The 23,264-nt window shown below is 71.5% G+C and carries 21 protein-coding genes; 11 read left to right on the top strand and 10 right to left on the bottom strand.

Annotated elements, in window-relative coordinates; genetic code table 11:
* Positions 1 to 137: 137 nt before the first annotated feature.
* Genes ACIHFD_RS15180 through ACIHFD_RS15200 form a run of 5 tightly spaced genes read right to left on the bottom strand, consistent with a single transcriptional unit; the run spans position 138 to position 4,707 of the window.
* Positions 138 to 845, bottom strand: coding sequence for an HAD family hydrolase (locus ACIHFD_RS15180; RefSeq protein WP_397367384.1), 708 nt, complete (start codon positions 843 to 845; stop codon positions 138 to 140).
* Positions 835 to 1,908 (bottom strand): ABC transporter ATP-binding protein, encoded by a 1,074-nt coding sequence (locus ACIHFD_RS15185; RefSeq protein ID WP_350731653.1) that lies wholly within the window; start codon positions 1,906 to 1,908, stop codon positions 835 to 837. The genes ACIHFD_RS15180 and ACIHFD_RS15185 overlap by 11 nt, the downstream gene beginning before the upstream one ends.
* Complete coding sequence (locus tag ACIHFD_RS15190) at positions 1,905 to 2,747, bottom strand: ABC transporter permease subunit (protein WP_363980860.1); 843 nt, start codon at positions 2,745 to 2,747, stop codon at positions 1,905 to 1,907. Before ACIHFD_RS15190 ends, ACIHFD_RS15185 begins: the two co-directional genes overlap by 4 nt.
* A complete protein-coding gene (locus ACIHFD_RS15195) occupies positions 2,735 to 3,559 on the bottom strand; it encodes an ABC transporter permease (RefSeq protein WP_397367386.1) in 825 nt (274 codons plus the stop codon). The genes ACIHFD_RS15190 and ACIHFD_RS15195 overlap by 13 nt, the downstream gene beginning before the upstream one ends.
* Complete coding sequence (locus ACIHFD_RS15200; protein WP_397367387.1) at positions 3,556 to 4,707, bottom strand: ABC transporter substrate-binding protein; 1,152 nt, start codon at positions 4,705 to 4,707, stop codon at positions 3,556 to 3,558. Before ACIHFD_RS15200 ends, ACIHFD_RS15195 begins: the two co-directional genes overlap by 4 nt.
* Positions 4,708 to 4,817: 110 nt before the next feature.
* Here ACIHFD_RS15200 and ACIHFD_RS15205 point away from each other — a divergent pair, with 110 nt between their 5' ends.
* The 3 genes from ACIHFD_RS15205 to ACIHFD_RS15215 all read left to right on the top strand — a co-directional run bounded on the left by ACIHFD_RS15205 (position 4,818) and on the right by ACIHFD_RS15215 (position 9,569).
* Positions 4,818 to 5,564, top strand: coding sequence for a GntR family transcriptional regulator (locus ACIHFD_RS15205; RefSeq protein WP_397367388.1), 747 nt, complete (start codon positions 4,818 to 4,820; stop codon positions 5,562 to 5,564).
* Between the two features lie 79 nt (positions 5,565 to 5,643).
* A complete protein-coding gene (locus ACIHFD_RS15210; protein WP_185067348.1) occupies positions 5,644 to 5,910 on the top strand; it encodes a DUF6504 family protein in 267 nt (88 codons plus the stop codon).
* A complete protein-coding gene (locus tag ACIHFD_RS15215; RefSeq protein WP_397367389.1) occupies positions 5,910 to 9,569 on the top strand; it encodes a DNA polymerase III subunit alpha in 3,660 nt (1,219 codons plus the stop codon). The genes ACIHFD_RS15210 and ACIHFD_RS15215 overlap by 1 nt, the downstream gene beginning before the upstream one ends.
* Before the next feature lie 46 nt (positions 9,570 to 9,615).
* On the opposite strand, the gene ACIHFD_RS15220 is transcribed toward ACIHFD_RS15215, so the two are convergent.
* Together ACIHFD_RS15220 and ACIHFD_RS15225 are read right to left on the bottom strand one after the other, a co-directional pair.
* Positions 9,616 to 11,562 carry an FtsX-like permease family protein gene (locus tag ACIHFD_RS15220; RefSeq protein ID WP_397367390.1) on the bottom strand — a complete coding sequence of 649 codons (1,947 nt, stop codon included), beginning with the start codon at positions 11,560 to 11,562 and terminating at the stop codon, positions 9,616 to 9,618.
* The gene (locus tag ACIHFD_RS15225; RefSeq protein ID WP_397367391.1) at positions 11,559 to 12,239 is read right to left on the bottom strand and encodes an ABC transporter ATP-binding protein; all 681 of its coding nucleotides are present in this window, start codon (positions 12,237 to 12,239) and stop codon (positions 11,559 to 11,561) included. Before ACIHFD_RS15225 ends, ACIHFD_RS15220 begins: the two co-directional genes overlap by 4 nt.
* A 92-nt stretch (positions 12,240 to 12,331) precedes the next feature.
* Between ACIHFD_RS15225 and ACIHFD_RS15230 the strand changes: the two genes are divergently transcribed.
* Together ACIHFD_RS15230 and ACIHFD_RS15235 are read left to right on the top strand one after the other, a co-directional pair.
* A complete protein-coding gene (locus ACIHFD_RS15230) occupies positions 12,332 to 12,979 on the top strand; it encodes a response regulator (protein WP_192786983.1) in 648 nt (215 codons plus the stop codon).
* Positions 12,980 to 13,094: 115 nt separating this feature from the next.
* Positions 13,095 to 13,751: a DUF4328 domain-containing protein gene (locus tag ACIHFD_RS15235; RefSeq protein WP_397367393.1), complete on the top strand. Its 657-nt coding sequence runs from the start codon at positions 13,095 to 13,097 to the stop codon at positions 13,749 to 13,751.
* Between the two features lie 13 nt (positions 13,752 to 13,764).
* Here ACIHFD_RS15235 and ACIHFD_RS15240 read toward each other — a convergent pair whose 3' ends face one another.
* A complete protein-coding gene (locus tag ACIHFD_RS15240; RefSeq protein WP_350731637.1) occupies positions 13,765 to 14,766 on the bottom strand; it encodes an LLM class F420-dependent oxidoreductase in 1,002 nt (333 codons plus the stop codon).
* Between the two features lie 106 nt (positions 14,767 to 14,872).
* On the opposite strand from ACIHFD_RS15240, the gene ACIHFD_RS15245 reads away from it, so the two are divergent.
* Positions 14,873 to 16,279 (top strand): sulfatase, encoded by a 1,407-nt coding sequence (locus tag ACIHFD_RS15245; protein WP_397367394.1) that lies wholly within the window; start codon positions 14,873 to 14,875, stop codon positions 16,277 to 16,279.
* Here ACIHFD_RS15245 and ACIHFD_RS15250 read toward each other — a convergent pair.
* Complete coding sequence (locus tag ACIHFD_RS15250) at positions 16,273 to 16,974, bottom strand: FadR/GntR family transcriptional regulator (protein ID WP_397367395.1); 702 nt, start codon at positions 16,972 to 16,974, stop codon at positions 16,273 to 16,275. The two genes, ACIHFD_RS15245 and ACIHFD_RS15250, sit on opposite strands and share 7 nt — an antisense overlap.
* Before the next feature lie 174 nt (positions 16,975 to 17,148).
* Here ACIHFD_RS15250 and ACIHFD_RS15255 point away from each other — a divergent pair, with 174 nt between their 5' ends.
* From ACIHFD_RS15255 to ACIHFD_RS15265, 3 genes are read left to right on the top strand one after another with little or no spacing between them, the layout of a single operon-like run.
* A complete protein-coding gene (locus ACIHFD_RS15255) occupies positions 17,149 to 17,880 on the top strand; it encodes a (Fe-S)-binding protein (protein ID WP_397367396.1) in 732 nt (243 codons plus the stop codon).
* Positions 17,877 to 19,268, top strand: a complete 1,392-nt coding sequence (locus tag ACIHFD_RS15260) for a lactate utilization protein B (protein WP_397367397.1) — start codon at positions 17,877 to 17,879, stop codon at positions 19,266 to 19,268. Before ACIHFD_RS15255 ends, ACIHFD_RS15260 begins: the two co-directional genes overlap by 4 nt.
* The gene (locus ACIHFD_RS15265; protein WP_397367398.1) at positions 19,255 to 19,812 is read left to right on the top strand and encodes a lactate utilization protein C; all 558 of its coding nucleotides are present in this window, start codon (positions 19,255 to 19,257) and stop codon (positions 19,810 to 19,812) included. Before ACIHFD_RS15260 ends, ACIHFD_RS15265 begins: the two co-directional genes overlap by 14 nt.
* Here ACIHFD_RS15265 and ACIHFD_RS15270 read toward each other — a convergent pair.
* Entirely contained in the window at positions 19,802 to 20,818 is a 1,017-nt protein-coding gene (locus tag ACIHFD_RS15270; RefSeq protein ID WP_397367399.1) for a Vms1/Ankzf1 family peptidyl-tRNA hydrolase, read from the bottom strand. The two genes, ACIHFD_RS15265 and ACIHFD_RS15270, sit on opposite strands and share 11 nt — an antisense overlap.
* Before the next feature lie 91 nt (positions 20,819 to 20,909).
* On the opposite strand from ACIHFD_RS15270, the gene ACIHFD_RS15275 reads away from it, so the two are divergent.
* Entirely contained in the window at positions 20,910 to 21,989 is a 1,080-nt protein-coding gene (locus ACIHFD_RS15275) for a GNAT family N-acetyltransferase (protein WP_397367400.1), read from the top strand.
* An 80-nt stretch (positions 21,990 to 22,069) separates the two neighbouring features.
* The gene (gene cbiE, locus ACIHFD_RS15280; RefSeq protein WP_397367475.1) at positions 22,070 to 23,245 is read left to right on the top strand and encodes a precorrin-6y C5,15-methyltransferase (decarboxylating) subunit CbiE; all 1,176 of its coding nucleotides are present in this window, start codon (positions 22,070 to 22,072) and stop codon (positions 23,243 to 23,245) included.
* The last annotated feature ends 19 nt before the right edge of the window (positions 23,246 to 23,264 follow it).

The following is a 23,264-nucleotide window of genomic DNA, read 5'->3' on the forward strand; positions in this document are numbered from 1 at the left end:
GCCCAGCGCCCCGGCTCGGTGTCCCCGCCGGGCCCGTCACAACCCGGCCCGTCACCCCAAGCCCCCGGCTCCCACGACCCGCCCCTCCGCGCCCGCCCTCAGCGCTCACCCTCATCGGCATCCCTCAGGCCCAGCCCTCAGCCCTCTGGTGGGTGGGTGTTGGTCATGAGGTGGGTGAGCGACGGCAGGCCCTTCTCCGGGGACGTCACCAGGACTCGGCACCCCGCGGCCGTGGCGGCGGCGACGCCCGTGGGGCTGTCCTCGACGGCGATGCAGCGGGAGGGGGTCGTGCCGAGCCGGAGGGCCGCCTCCAGGTACGGGTCCGGGTACGGCTTGCCGCGGGCCGTGTCCTCGTTCGCGATCACCAGATCGAACGTGTGCCCGAGCCATGGCAGCACCAGCTCCACGATGATCCGGGGAGAGGCGCTGACCAGGGCCGTCGGGATGGCGGTGGCGGCCAGCTCGGCCAGGAGCTCCGACGCCCCCGGCGTGACCTTCACGCCCTGCCCGATGAGGTCGGCGAAGGCGTCCGTGAGCTGCCCGGCCACCTCGGGCATGAGTGAGGCGTCCGTGGGCTGTCTGGCCGCCTCGGGCATGAGTGAGGCGTCCGTGAGCTGCCCGGCCACCTCGGTCATGAGTGGCGTGTCCGAAGCGGGGGTGAGGAGGTGGGCGGCCACGTCCTCGACCGTGCGGCCGAGCACGTACGGCACGTCCTCCGGCCCCAACGGCCGGCCGAGGGAGGTGGCGATGGAGACGGTGGCCTGCCACCACAGCCCTTCGGTGTCGACCAGGGTGCCGTCCATGTCGAACAGGACGGCATCCGGGCCGGCGTGCTCAGATCGCATCGGCCGCCACGACCGGGGCTGGGACGGTCACCGTGCGGGGCGCCACCAGGACGGGCCGGTCCACCAGGCGGACGGTGACGCGCGTTCCGGGTGCGAGGCGGGCCGCCTCGTGACCGGGGACGTCGGCCAGGACCTCCCCGCCCTCCACCGCCACCCGGAGGCGGACCGAGGCGCCGCGGAAGGAGGCGGCGAGCACGTGGGCGGGACCGTCCTCGACCGGGACGACCTTGACGGCCTCCGGACGGATCAGGACGTCCACGGACGGATCCGCGGGCACCTGGCCGTCGACCGGCAGGAGCTGGCCGAGCACCGTGACCTGGTCACCGGAGACCTGGCCGGCGAGGTGGTTCATGGTGCCGACGAACTCAGCCACGAAGGCGGTGGCCGGGCGGTCGTAGATCTCGGCGGGCGAGCCGACCTGTTCGAGCCGCCCGTCGCGCAGCACCGCCACCTGGTCCGCGATCGACAGGGCCTCCTCCTGGTCATGGGTCACGAAGATGGTCGTGATGCCCAGGTCGAGCTGGAGACGGCGGATCTCCTCGCGCAGCGACACGCGTACTTTCGCGTCCAGCGCCGACAGCGGCTCGTCCAGCAGCAGGACGCGCGGTTCCAGGGCGAGCGCGCGGGCCAGGGCGACGCGTTGCTGCTGGCCGCCGGAGAGCTGGTGCGGGTAGCGGTCGGCATGCGAGGGGAGGCCGACCAGTTCGAGTAGTTCGTCCGCCTTCTTCCGCCTGGTGGCCACGGGCACCTTGCGGACGCGCAGACCGAAGGCCACGTTGTCGCGGGCGTTCAGGTTGGGGAAGAGGGAGTAGGACTGGAAGACCATGCCCGCGTCCCGCTTGTTGGCCGGTACGTCCGTGATGTCCCGGCCGTCCACGAGCACCGCGCCCGAGTCCGGCCGCTCGAACCCGGCCACGCATCGCAGCGCGGTCGTCTTCCCGCAGCCCGAGGGCCCCAGCAGCGCGACGAACTCGCCGGGCGCGACGATGAGGTCGAAGCCGTCCAGCGCGACCGTCTTGCCGAACACCCGCCGCAGCGCGCGGAACTCCACCGATGCGGTCATTTGTTTCTCTCCTTACCGAACGCCGAGGACACGGCGAGCAGCAGCAGCCAGATGAGCAGGAGGCTGAGGATGGACACCGCGACCGAGAGCTGCCCCTTGGAGCCGGCGACGGTCACGATCCACACTGCGAACGGCTCGTACCCCAGCAGGCTGGCCACGGTGTACTCGCCCAGCACGAGGGCCAGCGTCAGGAACGACGCGCTGGCCAGGGCCGAGCGCAGGTTCGGGACGACCACCCTGACCAGCACGTACGGCCACGAGGCGCCCAGGTTGCGGGCCGCCTCCACCAGCGTCCGCACGTCCATCGCGCGCAGCCCCGCGTCCAGCGACCGGTACACGAACGGCAGCACCAGCACCACGTACGCCAGCACCAGCACCACGGGGAACGCCGGGTCCTGGACCGCGATCAGCGTGGCCCAGAACGGCGTCGGGGCCAGCACGTCGGTCCCGGTGCGCAGCGACGTGCCGATCCCGGCCACGAAGGTGATGGGCGGCACCACCAGGGGCAGCGTGCACAGCACCTCCATCAGCGGGCGCAGCCGCGGCGCGAAGAGCCGTACGGCCAGCATCGCGGGCAACGCCAGCAGCAGCACCAGCACGATCGTGGCGACGGCCAGGGACAGCGACAGCAGCAGCGAGCGCACGAACCCGTCGGCCGTCAGCAGCTCGCCGTAGGCCGAGAACGACACACCGGTGGTCGGGGTGTAGATCGTGTACCAGAGCGAGGCCCCGAGCGGGATCAGGAAGTAGGCCGCCGCCAGCAGGAACACCGCGCCGCGCCACACGCGAGGGCGCGAGGAGCCACCCGAGATGCGCTCCAGGCCGGTCAGTGCAGCCATCGGGAGCTCCTCTTCTGCAGCGGCAGGTAGATCGCCATCACGAGCCCGGCCACCACGACCATGTCGAGGCTGAGGGCCAGCGCGATGTTCTCGTAGCCGATCAGCACGTCGCCGGTGAGCGCGCTGGCGATCTTCAACGTGACGAGCGGGACGACGGTCCCGACCATGGCGTTGGCGGTGGCGTACGCGGAGAAGGCCGACCCGAAGAGCAGCACCACCCCGCCCAGCATCGACGGCGCCAGCACCGGCAGCGCGACGAAGCGCCAGTAGTGCCAGGCGGTGGCCCCGTTGTTGGCCGCCGCCTCGCGCCACTGCGGCCGCAGCCCGTCCAGTGCCGGCGCCATGACCAGCACCATCAGCGGGACCGAGAAGTACAGGTAGGTCACCACCAGGCCCCAGAACGTGTAGAGCGAGCCGGACGGCAGCCCGACCAGGCCGCTGACCACGCCGGAGTTGCCGAGCGTGGCGATCCAGAAGAACGCCAGCGGCACCCCGCCGAAGTTGGCCAGCACGCCGGAGGCCGTCAGCACGGCCTCGCGCAGGAACGTGAGGCGTGAGGTCACGACGGCGTACGCGAGGAACGTCCCCAGCACAGCCCCCAGCAGGGCGACCACGGCGGACAGCTTCACGCTGCCGATCATCGCGACGAGGTAGCCGCCCTGCAGGCTCTGCGACAGGTTCGCCAGGCTCGGCCGCCCCTGCGCCGTGAACGCCCCCGCCACCAGCGCGATGGCGGGGACGCCGAAGACGAGCGCGAAGAAGGCCAGCAGCGGCAGCGCCCCCAGCCAGCCCTTCGAACCGGAGCGGTTCATCCCGAGATCGCGGCGTCCCAGCCGCTGGCCAGCTTGGCCTTGGCCGCGTCCACCTGCTGGCTCGTCGGGAAGGTGGGGTTGCCCTCCACCGACGGCAGCTTCTCCGCCAGGGCCTTGTCCACGGTGCCGTCGGTGGTCATCGAGGGCAGCAGGACGGGGCGGGCGAAGCCCTTGAGGAAGAGGTTCTGGCCCTCGGCGCTGTAGAGGTACTCCTGCCACAGCCTGGCGGCCGCCGGGTGCGGGGCGTCCTTGTTGATGGCCTGGGCGTACATCTGGAAGTACTTGCCGTCGGAGGGGATGTTCACCTTCCAGTCGAGGCCCTTGGCGGCCATCTGGGGCGCGTAGGCGGAGTTGTTGTAGTCCCAGTCGATGCTGATCTGGGTCTCGCCCTTCTCGATGGTCGCGGGCGTGGTCTCCACCGGGTTGTAGTTGCCCGCGTCCTTCAGCTTCTTGAAGAAGTCGATGCCGGGCTGGATGTCATCGAACGAGCCGCCGTTGGCGAGGGCGGCGGCGTACACGCCGGCGAAGGCCGAGCCCGCCTTGGTCGGGTTGCCGTTCATCGCGACCTTGCCCTTGTACTCGGGCTTGAGCAGGTCGGCGAAGCTCGTCGGGCACGCGGCGATCTTCTTGGCGTCGCAGCCGATGGACACGTAGCCGCCGTAGTCGTTGACCCAGAGCCCGGTGCCCTCCTTCTGCCCCTCGGGGATCTTGTCGAAGGACTGCACCTTGTACGGAGCGAACAGGCTCTCGCCGGCTCCGCTGATCGCGAACGACTGGCCGAGGTCGAGCACGTCGGGGGCGCGGTCCTGGCCCTTGCGCGTCTTGACCGCGTTGATCTCGTCGGCGCTGGCCGCGTCGGGCGTCTCGCTCTCGATCTTGATGCCGTACTTGGCCTGGAACTTCTGGATGATCTCCCCGTAGTTCGCCCAGTCGGGCGGAAGGGCGATGACGTGGAGATTTCCCTCCTTCTTGGCCGCCTCGACGAGCTTGTCGAGGCCACCGAAGTCCGCCGCCGAGGTGGCAGTGGCCGCGTTCGGAGCGGAGGAGGACGCGGTGGACTGCTGGGTGCCGGGCGCGGCGCCGCACGCCGCGGTGACTACGGTAAGGGCTGCGGCAACGCCGGCCGCACGGGCGCGAGGTGTGAACACAACGCCTCCACTTCAGGGGATGTGGAAGGAACCTAAGGGAACTTGTACAAACAAGCGAGCACCAGTAAGTCGCATGAATGTTGCTCTTTCATGAATGGGAAGGGTCGCTGATGGTTGCGCGCTATGAACTGATCGCCGATGATCTTCGGAACGAGATCGTCTCCGGTGCGCTCCCGGTCGGTTCGCAGCTCCCGAGCGAGGCTGAGCTGGCCGAACGCTACCGCGCGGCCCGCGGCACCGTGCGCCAGGCGGTGGCCGTGCTCGCCGCCGAGGGCCTGCTCGGCTCCCGGCAGGGGGCCAGGCGCATCGTGCTCGGCAGGGCGCGCAGCCAGAGCTTCGCCGAGCTGCACAGCTTCGCGCAGTGGGCGCGCGCGAACGGCTACCGCTTCGGCGGCCAGGTGATCACCCAGCGCCGCCGGGCCGCGAGCGCCGCCGAGTCCGCCAGGCTCGGCCCCGGCGAGGTCCTGGAGGTGCTGCGGCTGCGCTCGCTGGAGGGCGAGCCCGTCCTGCTCGAACGCACCGTGTACGCCGAGTGGGTGGCCGCCGCCGTCGAGCGGATCCCGGCCGACTGCGAGTCCGTCACCGAGGCCCTGTACGACTCGATCGGCCTCGTGTTCGCCTACGGCGAGCACCTCATCGACGCGGTGTCCGCCGGCGCCGAGGACGCCCGCCTGCTGGGGGTGCGCCGGGGGAGCCCGCTCCTGCGCCAGCGCCGGGTCACGACCACGCACGAGGGCCGCCCGGTGGAGTCCTCGGACGACCGCTACCGGCCGGGCAGCGTGACCTTCAGCATCCGCAACTCGATCGGCGCCAACCCTCTCGTGAGACAGGCCGGCGACTTGCGTTCGGGGCGCTGAGAACATATGTTCGACATATAAGCGCCCGCCTTCCCCCGGGTGGCTCAGCATAACGACCAGAGCCGCGGGGAGAAGCGTCTTGAGCAGACTCTATGGCGATCCGATAGAGGTGTGGACCAGGGACGGGGAGCCGACCCAGTTCGTCTGGCGAGACCGGCTCTATCTCGTCCGCCGGGTCCTCGACCACTGGGTGGTCGCGCGCGAGTGGTGGAAGACCAGCGAGGGTGATCCCGGTGAACGCAAGTTCTGGCGGGTGGAGGCCAGCCCGGGGCGCGAGGTGGGCTCGTACGAGTTGCGTTACGACACCGCCGGCAACGCCTGGCTGCTGCTGAGGGCGTGGGACTGATGGCGGCGCCGTTCCCGCACCTCAGCGTGTGCTCCGCGTACTCCATGCGCTTCGGCACGGCCTTCCCGCGGGCGCTGGTGAGCCGGGCGGTCGAGCACGGGATGGACATCCTCGCGCTGACCGACCGCGACGGGCTCTACGGCGCGATCAAGCACGCCCACGCGTGCGCGGAGGCCCGGATCTCCGCGGTCTTCGGCGTCAACCTGGCGCTCGACGCCCTGCCCCCGCTGCCGGGGTTCGGGGTGCCCGGGCTGGACCTGCCCGGCCGCCGCCGCGCGCCCGGGCCGAAGACCGGGCCGGACGCGGAGGACCGCGTCACGGTGCTGGCCCGCGCCAAGGGCTGGTCCCGCCTGTGCCGCCTGGTCACGTCCGCGCATTACGCGGGCGAGCGCGGCACGCCCAAGGTGACCCGAGAGCTGATCGGGGAGTGGGCCGGCGGGCGCGATGACGGACACGGCGGCGACCACGGGTTCGGCGCCGAGGACGGCCTCGTGGTGCTGCTCGGCCCCAGGTCCGACGTGGGCCGCGCGGTGGCCGAGCGGCGCGACGAGCACGCCAGGATGCTGCTGGGCCTGTGGCGGGCCGTGGTGCCGGGCGTGGTGATCGAGCTGGTCGACCAGTACGGCTACCGCGACGCCACCACGGCCGTGCGCATGCTCGGGCTGGCCGAGTCCATGGGCGTTCCGGCCGTGCTGACCAACGCGGTGCGCTACCTCGACCCGGTCGACCACCAGGTCGGCGACGTGCTCGACGCGGCCCGCCAGCTCGTCCCGCTGCACCCCCGCCACCTCGACCGCACCACCTCCCACGCCTACCTCAAGGGCACCAAGGAGATGCGGCAGGTGGCCAACAAGGTCTGCGGGGCGGACCAGGAACGGGTGTCGCGGCTGCTGTTCACGACCAGGCGGCTGGCCGAGGCGTGCTCGATGGATCCGGAGGAGCTGCTCGCGCTGCGCAGCGACCCGCCCAACCTGCACCTGCCCGAGATCGGCCGCGACCCGGTGCCGCTGCTGCGCCACCGGGTGGAGGACGGGCTGATCTCGCGCGGCCTCGACCGCTCGGGCGACGCCAGGCGGCGCCTCCGGGACGAGATGGCCATCATCGAGCGCAAGCGCCTGTCCGGATATTTCATCGCCGTGGCCGGCATCACGGACATGATCCGCGGCATGGGCATCCGCTGCGCCATCCGCGGCTCGGGCGCGGGCAGCCTGGTCAACTACCTCATCGGCATCGGCGAGGTGAACCCCCTCGACCATGCCCTGCTCATGGAGCGCTTCCTGTCGGAGGGCCGCGTCGGGCTGCCCGACATCGACGTGGACGTGGAGTCGGCCCGCCGCCTCGACTGCTACAAGGCCATCTTCGAGCGGTACGGCGAGGCCCGCGTGGCCTGCGTGTCCATGATGGAGACCTACCGGGCGCGCAGCGCCATCCGCGACGTCGCCGGGGCGATGGGCCTGCCGCCGCACGAGATCGACGCCATCGCCAAGGCGTTCCCGCACATCAGGGCCAAGCAGATCACCGCGTCCCTGCACGACCTGCCCGAGCTGCGCGACAGCCGGCTCGGCGAGGCGGGGCTCGACCGGGTGTTCCGGCTGGCGGAGCGGCTCGACGGGCTGCCCAGGCACATCGCGATGCACCCGTGCGGCGTGCTGATCGGCAACGCGGGCCTGCACGACAGGACACCGGTGGAGCGCAGCCTGCTGGACTTCCCGATGTCGCAGTTCGACAAGGACGACGTGGAGGAGGCCGGGCTGCTCAAGCTCGACGTGCTGGGCGTGCGGATGCAGTCCGCGATGGCGTACGCGCTGAGCGAGATCAAGCGGGTGGACGACGTCGTGGTCGCGCTGGACACCCAGCGCGGCGAGGACACCGGCATCCAGTACGTGCCGCACGACGACCAGGACACCTACGACATGATCTGCGCCAGCCGCACCCTCGGCTGCTTCCAGATCGAGTCGCCGGGGCAGCGCGAGCTGGTCGCCAAGCTGGAGCCGCGCACCCTCCACGACCTGATCGTGGACATCTCGCTGTTCAGGCCGGGCCCGGTCAACTCCGACATGGTCACCCCCTATCTGGAGGCCAGGCACGGGTGGCGGCGGCCGTACTACCCGCACGAGAGGCTGCGGGAGGCGCTGAAGGAGACGCACGGCGTCGTGGTGTTCCACGAGCAGGTGCTCAGGATCATCGAGGTGATGACGGGGCGGGACCTGTCGTTCGCCGAGAAGCTGCGGCGCACATTGGACACGTCCGAGGGGCGGGAGCGGGTGCGCAAGACGTTCGTGCCCATGGCCAAGGCCAACGGGTTCGACGACACGGCCGTCGAGCGGGCCTGGCAGGTGCTGGACGCGTTCGGGGCCTTCGGGTTCTGCAAGGCGCACGCGGCGGCGTTCGCGCTGCCCACGTACCAGTCGGCCTGGCTCAAGCGGCACCACGCGGCGGCGTTCTTCGCCGGGGTGCTCACGCACGAGCCGGGCATGTACCCGCCGCGCGTCATCATCGACGAGGCCCGGCAGTGCGGGGTCAAGATCCTGCCGCTCGACATCAACAAGTCGGGCAAGGACTGGCGGGTGGAGCGGCTGGGGCTGCGGGTGCGTCCCGCCGCGCTGGAGGGCGCCTCCTCCCCGGTGCGCAGGGAGTTCAAGGTCGGGGAGATCGGCAAGGGGTACGCGTTGCGGGTGCCGTTCTCGGCGGTCAAGGGGGTGAGCGAGGCCGAGGTCGAACGCATGGTCGCCGGGCAGCCGTACACGTCGCTGGCCGACTTCTGGGACCGCGCCCGGCCCTCGCGGCCGACCATCGAGCGGATCGTCCAGGTCGGCGGGCTGGACGCGCTCCACGACCTGCACCCGGGCGGGCCCCGCTGGCGTCCGGGCGTGCTGACCCGGCGCGACCTGGTCGCCCAGGTGGGGGCCCTCGAACGGGCCTCGTCGATCGGCGTGCGGTCGGGCCCGCGCGCCTCCCGGCGTTACACCGCGCGACCCGCCCGCGTGGAGGAACCGCCGTCGGTGCAGCTCCCGCTGGGCTTCACCGAGCACCTGCCGCCGGGGGAGCTGCCGGAGATGACGGAGACGGAGATGGTCGAGGCCGAGCTGGAGATCCTGGGCATCGACATCAGCCGCCACGTCATCAGCTTCCACGACGAGCTGCTCGACGCGCTCGGAGTGGTACGTTCCAGAGATCTCCTGAAGCAGCGCAACGGGGCGGAGGTGCTGGTCGCGGGGGTCAAGGTGGCGACCCAGACGCCGGCGGTACGCTCGGGGCAGCGGGTCATCTTCACCACGCTCGACGACTCGACGGGGCCGATCGACCTGACGTTCTTCGAGTCGGTGCAGGGGCGGTGCGCGGCCACGGTGTTCGGCTCGTGGCTCATGCTGGCCAGGGGGGTGCTCAGGCGCACGGGGACGCGGGCGGTGTCGATGCGCGCGGTGGACTGCTGGAACCTCGTGGACCTCGAACGGCTCTGGCGCGCGGAGGGCATCGGGGCGGTCCGCGCCCTTCTCTCCCAGGCGCCGGAGCAGGTCGCGGGGGTCGGCGGTCGCAAGATCGAGTACGCCAACGGCTTCCGTCTCTCGCCCTACTCCGACCTCGGCCCGGCCGTCGCCAACCCGCCCCGGCAGCTCTGGCACGCCAGCCCGGGCAGCTCCGGCCCCACAGCGGCCTGACCCCTGCCCACCGGCCGCGCCACCGGGGTACGGCGGCGCGGGTGGGTCAGTCCGGGCGGGGGGCCGGGTCGGCGGTGACCGAGCGGAGCAGGGGCCGGCTCAGGGCGCCTGCGGCGATCACGCCGCCGAAGCCGACGGCGACGCAGCCCGCCAGCGTGACCACGCCCACCACGTTCATCGCACCGATCATGAACGGCACCGCGCAGAACGCCCCGACCAGGATCGCCCCGCCGCCCATCACCGTCAGCGGGATGAGCGTCTCCGCGCGCCGTGCCCGGTCGAGGACCTCCAGCGGCGTCCCCGCCAGCCGCATCAGCCCGTATGTCTGCCGCCGGTCCAGCACCGACGACGCCGCCGTGATGCCCGAGCTGGCGATGGCGACCAGGAACGACACCGACAGCACCACGATCGTGCCCACCCGGACGTCGGCCAGGAGCTGCAGGCCGAACCGCCGGTCGTCGTCCCCCGTCGTGGGGGTGCGCCCGGGGACGAGCCCGGCGAGCGCGGTGCGGGCGCGGTCGATCGTGGCCGGGTCGGCGGAGCTGCCCAGGGCGGCGGCCACGACCCGATCGGAGGAGCGCCCCGTGACCTTCACCGTCGCGGTGATCCCGGCCGCCCGCAGCCGGTCGCGGGCCTGGCCGGCGACGGCCGTCGCCTGGGCGGCGGGCGCGGAGACCCGCAGTTGCGGGGGCTCCTGGTCGCCGGCGAACGCGCCCGGGCTGAGCAGCCCGAGGAAGCCCGCCACGAAGCCGGTCAGGGCGACGCCGCTCACCGTACGCCAGGCGGAGCGCGGATCGTCGACCAGCCGGCGGCCCGCCAGCAGCCGGGCGGGCGCCCGGGCGCTCTTGGCGGTGACGCGGCCGATGACGCCGACCACCCACGGGCCGGCCAGGTTGATGCACAGGAACGCCAGCCCGAGCGCCACCGCCACGATCGCGATGCTGGTACCCCTGGTCAGCAGCGGGAACACGGCCAGCACGGCCAGCAGGGCGACGACCCGGACGAACTTCATGCCGGGCGGCGTCTCGCGCTTGGCCACCCCGAGCGGGCTCACCACGACCCGCCGCAGTCCCGCGACCGCGGACAGGCCCACCAGCAGCGGCACCGCGACCAGCATCGCGGCCAGGATCAGCGGGGAGGGGAACAGGTCGGAGACGAACCACGCACCGCCCCCGATCGGGATGCGGGCCAGCAGCGGCGCGGCGACCGCGTAACCGACGGCGCCGAGCAGCGCGCCCGCCAGCGCGACGATCACGGCCTCGGCCACGGTCATCCGGATCACCTGGCCCGGCGTCGCGCCCACCAGCCTCAGCGCGGCCAGCCGCTGGTCGCGCCGGGCGACCGTGAGCCTGGCCGCCGCGCCGCCGAACACCAGCAGCGGCACCACCATGAGCACGCTCGCGACGAGCGTGAGCGCGCGGTAGGCCTCGGAGTCCTCCGACGGCGTGCCCGCGAGGTCGGCCACCCGGGCCGGGCCCTTGCCGATGATCCAGTCGTCGCTGCGCGCGGCCGTCATCGCGGGCGCGTCCGGCTCGTGGCCGACGACCGCGACCAGCTCGCCGGGGTGGACCAGCGCCTCGTCGCCCAGTACGCCCTTCGGATCGGGGTAACGCTTGGCGAGCTGATCGGCCGGCAGCGTCTTGGCCAGCTCGGCCAGCGCCGGGGACAGCCACACCTCGCCCGGCGCGGGGAAGCGCGGCATTCCGGGCGGCGCGGGCGCCCCGGCCTTGAGCGCGGCCAGGTCGATGACGGTGATCGCCTGGTCGCCGACGAAGTCGAAGCGGGCCGCCTCGACGGCGACCGCGTTCCCCTTGGCGGGAACCGGGTTGCGCCAGGCGCCGCGGTCACCTCTGGCCTCGAAGGCGAAGTTCGCGGCCACGGCGAACAGCAGCAGCGCCGTGGACACGGCGACGGCGCCCAGCGTGAGCCAGGTGCCCAGCATCCCCTTGCGGCCACCGCCCTTGAGCAGCCGCCAGGTCAGGTCGAGGTTCACGCGCGTGCCCCGCTCGTCGTGAGGAGCTGCCCGTCGCGGACCTCGACCGTGCGGTCGCACCAGCCGGCCACGTTCGGGTCGTGGGTGACGACGATCAGGGAGGCGCCGTTGTGCCTGGTCGCCTCGACGAGCAGCCGCATCGTGTCCTGCCCGGTCTGCTGGTCGAGCGCCCCCGTGGGCTCGTCCGCGAACACCACGGCCGGCTTGGTGACCAGCGCCCTGGCGATGGCCACCCGCTGGGCCTGCCCGCCGGACAGCTCACCGGGCCGCCGGGCCTCCAGGGAGTGCAGGCCGAGGGGCGCGAACCACTCGCGCGCCTGGCGTACCGCCTGGGTCCTCGGCACCCCGCCCAGCATGAGCGGGAGGGCCACGTTCTCCTCGGCGGGCAGCTCGGGCAGGAGCTGGCCGAACTGGAAGACGAAGCCGAAGCGGGTGCGGCGCAGCGCGCTGCGCTCCCGCTCGCCCATCGCGTCGATGCGCTGTCCGAGCAGGTGCACCTCCCCGGCGTCCGGCTTCATGATCCCGGCCAGGCAGTGCAGCAGCGTCGACTTGCCGGAACCGCTCGGCCCCATGATCGCCACGGCTTCGCCCGCCCGTACCGTGATGTCCACGCCGCCCAGGGCGACCGTCTGCCCGAACCGCTTGGTCAGGGTTCGTCCAACAAGTACGTCGTTCATGCCGTCAAGAATCTCGGCGGGCGGGGGTGCGGCGGATCGGCCGTGCGACCATTTCCGCCTCGGCCGAACGGCCGATCCTTAGAGTTGGGGCCGTGACTATTCGGGTTCTCATCGCCGACGACCAACAACTGGTACGAACCGGCTTCCAGATGATTTTGGACGCTCAACCGGACATGGAGGTCGTCGCCGCCGTGGCCGACGGCGCGGAGGCGGTGTCGGAGGCCAGGCGGCTCAGGCCGGACGTGTGCCTGCTCGACATCCGGATGCCGAAGCTCGACGGGATCGAGGTGACCCGGGCGCTGGCCGGGCCGGGCGTGGAGAACCCGCTGCGGGTGGTCATCGTCACCACGTTCGACCTGGACGAGTACGTGTACGGAGCCCTCCGCTCCGGCGCGACCGGCTTCCTGCTCAAGGACAGCGGGCCCACCCTGCTGATCGAGGCGGTCAGGGCGGCCGCGGCGGGCGACGCGCTGGTGTCGCCGTCGGTGACGGTACGGCTGCTGCAGCACCTGGCCCAGCCCAGGCGGACCGTGCCCCCCATGAACGACCCGCTGACCGATCGGGAGCTGGACGTCGTGCGCCTGATAGCCCGGGGCCGGACCAACCAGGAGGTGGCCGCGGAGCTGTTCGTGTCGCTCTCGACGGTCAAGACGCACCTGGGCAGCATCTTCGCCAAGCTCGGTGTCAGAAATCGAGTCGAAATCGCAGCTTGGGCGTGGGAATCCGGCGTGGTGAGCTGATTAACAGCGGGGCTCCCGGGATACAAGTGAATCAGAACCTCAGCGCATGGCCCGGGGGGAGAACAACGTGCGCTATGACCAGACAACACCGACGAGAGCCGCCTCTGCCGTATATGTGACGCTTGCCGCCCAGGTTCTCTCCCTCGGCGCCCTTGTGATCTTCGAACACTCCCGCGGGCGCCACCTCGCCGTCCAGCTCGCCGCGTTCGGCGGCCGTCCGCAGGGAGCCGACGCCGAGGCCGTGGTGGGCGCGGTGACGGCGTTCGCGGTGCTGATGATGCTGGTGGCGGGCACCTCGATCGCGGCGGCGGCCGCTTACGTGACGTGGTTGGTACGTGCCAGGCAGGCCAACGACCGCTCGGCCGTCTCCGGCCCCGTGGCGGCCGCCTGGCTGGTCCCCGGCTACAACCTGGTGGCGCCCGTCGTGCTGGTGGACGAGGTGTGGCGTGGCACCAGGCCGCCCGCGGGCCACCGGGTGAGGTGGCTGGCGCTGCTGACCGGGTGGTGGCTGAGCTGGCTGGCCATGCTCGCACTGATCACGATCCGGCTTCCCCTCGACTCCTCCGCCGGCGACCTGACGGGCGTGGGCCTGCCGGAGCTGGCCTGCTCGGCGCTGGCCGCTCTGCTGTGCGCGGGGACCGTACGCGAGCTGACGCGCCTCCAGCGGGCCGCCCGCGTGCCCCGTGCCGCCGAGCCCGGCACGGTTCACGCGTTCTCGTCCCAGCAGCCCCAACCGGCGCCGGGTTCGACTCCGATCGGCCGTACGGGTTAGCCCGGGCGCGAGGTCAGCCGAGCACCAGGTCGCGGATGAGCTTCAGCGAGGGCTCGTCGCGCGGGCCCATGACCAGGAGGCTCGTGACCGGGCTCTTGTGCCAGAGCTCCAGGCGTTCCTTGATCCGTCCGGGCGGCCCGACGAGCGAGATGCCGTCGGCCAGCTCGTCCGGGATCGCCCGGAACGCCTCGTCCTTGCGGCCCGCCAGGTAGAGCGCCTGGATGTGCTCGGCGGCCTCGGCGTACCCCATGCGGCCGATGATGTCGGCGTGGAAGTTGCGCTGCCGGGCGCCCATGCCGCCGATGTACAGCGTGAGCATCATCTTCACGCCGTCCAGCGCCGCCCGAACGTCGTCCGAGATGACCACCATCACCATCGCGGCCACGTCGAAGCCCGGGGGAGCGCCGGCGAGCGACTCGCCGTACATCTCCTCGATCTTGGAGGGGAACGCGAACAGCGGCAGCCAGCCCTGGGCCACCTCGGCGGCCAGGGCGACGTTCTTGGGGCCCTCGGCACCGAGATAGACGGGGATGTCCGCGCGGAGCGGATGCGTGATGAGCTTGAGGGGTTTGCCCAGGCCGTCCGCCAGGGGGAGCGGGTAGTGCGGGCCGTCGCTGGTGACCGGCTCCTCGCGGCGCCACACCTTACGCATGATCTCGACGTACTCGCGCGTCCTGGCCAGGGGCCTGGCGAACGGCTGGCCGTACCAGCCCTCGACGACCTGCGGGCCCGAGGCGCCCACGCCGAGCAGCAGCCGGCCGCCGGTGAGGTGGTCGAGGGTCATGGCGGTCATGGCCGTCGTGACGGGCGGTCTGGCGGAGATCTGGGCGATCGAGGTGCCCAGCTTGATGCGGCTCGTACGCGCTCCGTACCAGGCCAGGGGCGTGAAGACGTCGCTGCCGTACGCCTCGGCGGTCCACACCGAGTCGTAGCCGAGCCGCTCGGCCGCCAGCACGGATTCGGTCGCGTCGTCGGCGTTGCGCTGCCAGTAGCCCAGGTTCAGGCCGAGCTTCATATGACACCTCCGGAATTAAGTTCTATTACGGCTGTGACAGCCGTGAGTGTCAATGGCGGATATTCCGGGGTATTCAGACCCTGTGGTCAACGCTCTGTGTCGACTCGTGTGCTTGCTGCTACTACTGCTGGCGGCAGGGCCCGCGATGGCCGAGGTCGAGTCCCGGCCGAACATCGTGTTCGTGATGGCCGACGACCTCGAATCCGGGACGTTGCCGTACTTTCCCAATATCACCCGGCAACTCGTGCAGCAGGGCACCTCGTTCGACCGGTACTTCGTGACGAACTCCTGGTGCTGCCCGTCGAGATCGTCGATCTTGCGCTCCCAGTACGTCCACAGTCATGGTGTGTGGACGAACACGCCGCCGGAGGGCGGGTTCGACCGCTTTCATACCAGTGATCTGGAACGTTCTACGGTAGGAACCTGGATGAAGCAGGCCGGATACCGCACGGCGCTGATGGGCAAATACCTCAACCACTACCCGGGCGGGTCGGCCGAGGAGACGTTCGTGCCGCCCGGCTGGGACGAGTGGGACGTGCCGACCCGGCGCCTCTACGAGGAGTACGACTACCGGCTCAACGAGAACGGCTCCCTGAACGACTACGGCTTGTCCGAGCAGGCCTACCTGTCGGACGTGCTGGCCGGCAAGGCCCGCGAGTTCATCGCCGGCTCCAAGGGCGAGCCGTTCTTCCTGTACCTGACGCCGATCGGCCCGCACAACCCGGCCAACCCCGCCGTCCGGCACGCGAACGCGTTCCCGGGCGCGATCGCGCCGCGTACGCCGTCGTTCAACCAGGAGGACGTGAGCGCGGAGCCGGAGTGGCTGCGTGAGCGGCCCGGCCTCGACCAGGCGACCGTCGACCAGGTGGACGAGCGCTACCGCGCCAGGATGCGGTCCATGCTCGGCGTGGACGACCTCGTCGGGGCCGTGGTGGACGAGCTCCGGCGGACCGGTCAGCTGGACAACACCTACATCTTCTTCACGTCGGACAACGGCTTCCACCTGGGCACGCACCGGCTCAAGCAGGGCAAGACCACCCCGTTCGAGGAGGCCATCAAGGTCCCGCTCGTCGTGCGCGGCCCCGGCATCAAGGCGGGCGCCACGGTCAGCCAGCTGAGCTCGTCGGTCGACCTGGCGCCGACGTTCGCCGAGCTGGGCGGGGCCGCGGTGCCGCCGTTCGCGGAGGGCCGGTCGCTGGTGCCGCTGCTGAAGGGCAAGCCGCCGGCGGTGTGGCGGCGGAACGTGCTGGTCGAGTTCGCCAGGCCGCTGGACCCGTCGTCGGCCGCGCAGACGCCGGTGCCCCCGTATCGCGCTTTGCGTACGGATCAGTACAAGTACGTCCGGTACGCGACGGGGGAGAGCCAGCTCTACGACCTGCGCGCGGACCCGTACGAGCTGCGCAACCTGGCCGCGACCGCCGATCCCGCGCTGCTCGAAGGATTGCGGCAACGGCTGGACGCGATGGCGGTCTGCTCGGGCGCCACGTGCCGGCAGGCCGACCTCCGTCAGTGATCGAACAGTGAGGGGTAGGCGTGCGCCAGGTGGTCGGAGACGGCCAGGGTGGCCTCGTCCGCGTCGCCCCGGTCGATGGCGTCGAGGATGCGTACGTGGTCGGCGCGCAGGATCGAGGTGTCGCCCAGGCGCTGCACCGCTTCGACCGAGTATCTCCGCATCGAGTCGCGTAGCGAGCGCATGATGGCGGCGATGAGCCGGTTGCCCGACGCGTCCGCGATCGCGCAGTGGAAGGCGGTGTCGTGCTCCACGAACTCCTCGGCGCTCTTCGCCCGGTCCATCCCGGAAAGGGCGGCGGCGAGCGCGGAGGTGTCGGCCCGCGCGGCGGCGGCGTGGGCGGCGGCCCACTGCTCGATCATGTGCCGGGTGTCGATGACCTCGCGCATCTCCAGGCTGGCCAGGCCGAGGTGCAGCCTGAGCAGGTCGGTCAGCGCCGTGTCGGGACGCGAGGTGAGCACGGCCCCCGCGTCCGGCCCCCGGCCCGCCTGCGAGGACACCACGCCGAGGGTCTCCAGCACGCGCATGGCCTCGCGCACCGACGAGCGGCTGACGCCGAGTTGCTCGGCCAGGTGGCGCTCGGCGGGCAACCGGTCGCCCACGGTGAGGCCGTCCTCGGCGATGCGCCGCTCGATCTGTGCGAGAACGTCCTCGAACGTCCGCGTTCGCTTGACGGGACGCCAGCCGCTGTCGTCCAAGGGACCCCCTCATGGTGGCCGGAAGGATGTGGTTCGGTATGGTCTGACCATACTGTGGTTGGGCCAACCCAACAAGAAACCTGCTCGTTGGCCTGCCGCCCCACCGCCGTGCATGGTTGAGGCCGTTGCGGCAGTCCACTTAGCAGGTTTCTCATTGGCCCTGGAAGGAGAGCCGTGCGAGTCGCCCTGTTCATCACGTGCGTGAACGACACGCTCTTCCCCGGCACCGGCAAGGCCGTCGTGTCGCTCCTGCGCAGGCTCGGGTGCGACGTGGACTTCCCCGCCGCCCAGACGTGCTGCGGCCAGATGCACGTCAACACCGGCTACCGCGAGGAGGGCGTGCGGCTGGCCCGCCACTTCACCGAGGTGTTCGCCGAGTACGACGCCGTGGTGGCGCCGTCGGGGTCGTGCGCGGCCATGGTGCGCGAGCAGTACCCGAAGCTGGCCAGGCCGGGCAGCAGGGGGGCGGCGGCCATCGCGGAGGTGGCGCCGAAGGTGTACGAGCTGTCCGAGTTCCTGCTGGACGTCCTGAAGGTCGACGACGTAGGCGCATATTTCCCGCACCGGGTGACATATCACCCGACATGCCACTCGCTCCGCGGCCTCCACCTGGGCGACCGGCCCACCAGGCTGCTGCGTAACGTCCGCGGCCTGGAGCTGGTCCCGCTGCCGGGAGCCGAGGAGTGCTGCGGCTTCGGCGGCACGTTCGCGGTCAAGAACCCGGCCGTCTCCGCGGCCATGGGCGCCGACAAGACCCGCAACATCCTGGACACGGGCGCCGAGGTGCTCTGCGCGGCGGACAACTCGTGCCTGATGCACATCGGCGGCACGCTGAGCCGCCAGAAGACCGGCGTCAGGACGATGCACCTGGCCGAGATCCTCGCATCGACGGAGGAGCACCAGTGAGCGCGACTTTCCTCGGAATGCCCGGCAATTTCCCGAAAAATGCGGCTAAAGCCGTACAGGACTCGCAGCTCCGCTACAACCTTCGCAAAGCCACGCACACGATCCGCGGCAAGCGCGCGAACGTCGTCGGCGAGCTCCCGGACTGGCAGGAGCTCCGCGCGGCCGGCAAGGCGATCAAGGACCACACCCTCCGCAACCTCGACCGCTACCTGGTCCAGCTCGAGGCGGCCGTGACCCGGGCGGGCGGCACCGTCCACTGGGCCAGGGACGCCGCCGAGGCCAACGCCATCGTCGCGAGCCTGGTCAAGGCCACCGGCGAGACCGAGGTGGTCAAGGTCAAGTCGATGGCCACCCAGGAGATCGAGCTCAACCAGGCGCTGGCCGCGCAGGGCATCACCGCGTACGAGACGGACCTGGCCGAGCTGATCGTCCAGCTCGGCGACGACTTCCCCAGCCACATCCTGGTCCCGGCCATCCACCGCAACCGGTCGGAGATCCGCGAGATCTTCCTGGAGAAGATGCCCAAGGTCCCGCCGAACCTGACCGACGACCCACCCGCGCTGGCCGAGGCGGCCCGGCTCCACCTGCGCGAACGCTTCCTCAAGAGCAAGGTCGCGATCTCCGGCGCCAACTTCATGATCGCCGAGACCGGCACGCTCGTGGTGCTGGAGTCGGAGGGCAACGGCCGGATGTGCCTGACGCTCCCGGAGACGCTCATCAGCGTCGTCGGGATCGAGAAGCTCCTGCCCTCCTGGCGGGATCTGGAGGTGTTCCTCCAGCTCCTGCCGAGAAGCTCCACAGGCGAGCGGATGAATCCCTACACGAGCATGTGGACGGGCGCCGTCGAGGGCCAGGACTTCCACCTGGTGCTGCTGGACAACGGCCGCACGGACGTGCTTGCCGACGAGGTGGGCCGCCAGGCGCTGCGCTGCATCCGCTGCTCGGCCTGCCTGAACGTGTGCCCGGTGTACGAGCGCGCGGGCGGCCACGCGTACGGCTCGGTCTACCCGGGCCCGATCGGCGCGATCCTCACCCCGCAGCTGCGCGGCATGTCCTCGGACCTGGACGCCTCCCTGCCGTACGCCTCCAGCCTGTGCGGCGCCTGCTACGAGGTCTGCCCGGTCGCCATCGACATCCCCGAGGTCCTGGTCGACCTGCGCGCCAAGGCCCCGCACGCGGCGGCCGAGCGGGCCGGGATGAAGGTCGCGGGCTGGATCCTCAACGACCACGAACGCCTGGCCAAGGCGCAAAGGGCGGCGACCCGCCTGCGCGGGCTCGTACCGAAGCGCCTGCCGGGGCCGATGGCGGCCTGGACGGACACCAGGGACATCCCCGAGATTCCGGAAGAATCCTTCAGAGACTGGTGGGAGCGGAATGAGCGCGCGTGAGGAGATCCTCGCCAGGATCGGCAAGGCTGTGGCCGGGGCGGCGGACGTCGAGATCCCCCGCCACTACCGCACGGAGCCGCAGGTCGAGGACATCGTGGGGCTGTTCGCCGAGCGGGTGGACGACTACCGGGCCATCGTGCACGTGCTCCCCGCCGCCGAGGTGCCCGCCAAGATCGACGAAGCCGTCGCGGGACGCCGCATGATCGTCCCCGACGGCTTCGACCGGGAAGGCGGCTGGGCCGACCTCGACACGGCCGACGGCGTGATCACGTCCTGCGCCGTGGCCATCGCCGAGACCGGCACGATCGTGCTCGACCACGGCCCCGGCCAGGGCACGCGCGCCCAGACGCTGGTCCCCGACTACCACCTGTGCGTGGTGCGGGCCGACCAGATCGTGGCCGGGGTGCCCGAGGCGATCGCCAGGCTCGACCCGGCGCGCCCGCTGACCTGGATCAGCGGCCCCTCGGCCACCAGCGACATCGAGCTCAACCGGGTCGAGGGCGTGCACGGACCCAGGACCCTCGAGGTGATCATCAGTACCTGAGCACGGCCGCCACGTCGGAGACGCCGTCGCAGAACCACAGCTCCGCATCCGTCATCGCGGCGGCCCTGGCCAGGGCGGAGTCCGCGCGTTCCTGGACGGGCTCGCCGACACCCCAGCGCCGCAGCTCCTGCGGATCGGTGGCCAGCTGGGTGCCGCCCGTGCCGATCCAGATCTCCCGCGGCAGCTCGCCGGGCAGGAGGATCGCCTGTACGCGGCCCTCACGCAGCGCGTGCGCCACGCGGGCCACCCCGGTGGGCCCGGACGTCTCCTGGTGCCGCCCCAGCAGCTCGGCGCGCTTGCGGTCGAGCCACTGGTCGAGCGCCCGCTCCACGTCCTCCTCGAACTGCCCGTGGTCGGCGCGGCTGCCGTGCTCGACCATCATCACCCGGTCCGCGGACCTGGTGTTGAGGTGGTGCAGCAAGTACGAGCGCGACTTCGGCTCGCCGGCGACCAGGATGAGCTCCGGGCCGATGCGGCGTACCTGCTCGTCGATCTCGTGCGCGACGGCGACGGCGTTCTTCTCCCAGGTCTCGTCCACCCACCGCTCGTACCGCTTCTGCGACCAGCCGCCCTGCGCGGTCTTCTGCAGCGGCCAGTCCTCCGCCTCCACGACGGCCCTGCGCGGCGACCCGCCGCCGAACACCGTCAGCTCGGCCCCCGCGTGGTCCACGATGACCCGGATGTGCGGGACGTTCTCGCCGCGGTACATGAGCATGGGCGTGACGTGCGGCAGCGGGGACCACCGGCCCAGCTCTCCCGGTGGTTTCGGGAGGGAGTCGGTCAGCACCAGGTCGCCGTGGGCGGCGAACATCGCCTCCCCGGCCACGAGCCGCTGGACCTCCTCGTCCAGGGCCTCCAGGGTGGCCTTGTCGGCCCCGTCCTTCTCGAGCGGGTCCCGTACGCCGCGCCAGTGGGCCTCACGTTCCTGCCCGGTGTACGCGCCCAGATAGACGGATGCGTACGGGCCTTGCCGCTCGTACAGCGGGCGGATGAAGTCGAGCCGCACCGTTCACCACCTCCGCTTCTCCACACTCCTCTCAATTGCGCCCCTACCCCCGCTTTCAGGGGCAAACATCGCGAGTGTGTACCCTGCCGACGTGTTCGACGCTGACGTGAGCATCGCCACGGAACGGCTGACACTGCGGCCGTTCAGCCTCAAGGACTCCGCCAGGATCCGCTCCATCGTGCGGTCCGGCGCCCGGTTCCTTCCGCCCGGAGCCCCCGAGAAGACCTCCGGCATCCCCCGGTGGCTGTCGATCGGGGTCCACGAGCTGCGCCGCTCGGGGCAGGGCCTGCATCTGGCCATGGTCGACGCCGAGGGCGTCATCGTGGGCGCGATCAGCCTGTTCAAGACCTCGTGGACCGCGGGGACGACCGAGGTCGGGTACGGCGTCCACCCCCTCTACCGGGGTCGCGGCTTCGCCACCGAGGCCGTGCGCGGGCTGGTGAACTGGGCGTTCGGGACCGTCGGGCTGCGCCGGGTCGACCTGACCGCCAAGCTGGACAACCTCGCCTCGCTCCGCGTGGCGCTGAAATCCGGCTTCACCTGGGAGGGTCTGCTGCGCGACGCGGTGCTGGACGAGGACGGGCCGCACGACCTGGTCATCTTCGGCCTGCTGGCCTACGACCGCCGCCGGCAGGCCGACGCCCTGCCCAGGACGGAGCTGCGTACCCAGCGGCTGCTGCTGCGCCAGCCGGCCGCCGAGGACGCACCCGACCTGGCGGCCACCGTCGCCGATCCGGTCACCCAGGCCATGACGGGTTATCCGCGCGACTACACGCAGGAGCACGCGCGGGCGTCCGTCGGCACGGCCGAACGAATACGGATGAGGGGCGCGGGCATCACCTGGACGGTCGTGGAGCGGGACACCGAGCGGTTCGCCGTGAATGTGGACCTGAGGGACGTCGACTGGGCCCACAGGTCGGCCGAGATCGGCTACATGACCGCGCCGTGGGCCCGCGGCAACGGGTACGCGGGCGAGGCCGTGGTGGCGATCGCGCGCTGGCTGTTCGAGCGGCAGGGCTTCAGAAGGCTGCAGTTGCGCGCCCTCGCGACGAACACGGCCTCCCAGCGGGTGGCGGAGAAGGCGGGCTTCGTCCGCGAAGGCGTCGCCAGGTCCTCGCTGGGCGGCCAGGACGTGATCGTCTACAGCCTCATCCCGTCCGACCTGGCCTGAGGGCACACCGGACTGACCTTCGTACCCTTTGTGAAACCCGATCGCAGCCGTCACCCTTGAGGTGAGGACGGTGAGGCGTGATGATCACGGTGGTCGGGTGGGACGGGCACGAGTTCTCGGCCAAGGCGGTGGACAAGCTGCGCGAGGCGAAGCTCGTCGTGGGCCCCGACGCCGTGCTCGGGCAGCTCAGGCTCTCCGCGCCGACCGCGGCCGACGACGCGCTGCTCGAAGTTCTGGACGATCACCTCGAACACGGAGAAGGTCCCGCGGTCGTGGTCGCCGAGGGCGATCCCGGATTCTTCGGTGTCGTCCGCACGTTGCGGGCCCATGGCCTCAAACCGGAGGTGGTGCCGGCGATCTCGCTGATCACCCGCGCCTTCGCCCGTGCCGGGCTCAACTGGGAGGACGCGCTGGTCGTGGCCCCGTCCGGCCCGGGCCAGATCGACCGGGTCGTGAACGCCTGCCGGGCCCATCCCAAGGTGGCGCTGCTGGTCGCGCCCGGCGTCGGTCCCGGCGAGATCGCCAGGGAGCTGGCGCCGACCACGCCCCGCGCGCTGATCGTCTGCGAGGACCTCGGCGGTCCGGACGAGCGGGTCACGCACAGCCGCATGGGCGAGGCCACCACGAGGCCGTGGAAGGACCCCGACGTGGTCCTCGTCATCGACCCGCTGCACCAGCCCAAGGAGCCGGGCTGGCTGGCGGGCGCGCAGCCGGGCCCGGCCGAGTGGGCGCTGCCGTTCGAGGGGGCGCTGCCGCCGGAGGTGCGGGCGTTCATCCTGGCCAAGCTGGGCCCGCGGCTCGGCGACCTGGTCTGGGACGTGGGCGCGGGCGAGGGCGAGATCGCCGTCGAGTGCGCGCGGATGGGCGCCGCCGTCGTCGCCGTGGAGCGCGCGGAGGAGTCCTGCGCCCGGCTGCGCGCCAACGTGCTCAAGCACGGCGTCAAAGTGGCTCTGACCAGGGGCCAGGCGCCGCCGGCGCTGGAGCCGCTGCCCGACCCCGACGCCGTCTACGTGGGCGGCGGCGGCCCCGACGTCGTGGTGGCCTGCGCCGCCCGCGGCCCGCGGACGCTGGTGTGCTCGCTCAGGAAGGTCGAGCAGGTCACGTCCGTGCTCCAACGGCTGCGCGAGCACGGCTACCGTGGCGAGGGCACCCAGATCCTGGCATCTAGACTGACGCTCGACCCCGACGGCTCCCACCGTCTGACCGCCTCCGACCCCGTGTTCGTCGTGCATGCGACCCCCGCGCACACAGCGTGACCTGTTCCCTACCGGGGCG

This window comes from Nonomuraea sp. NPDC051941 (assembly GCF_044593615.1).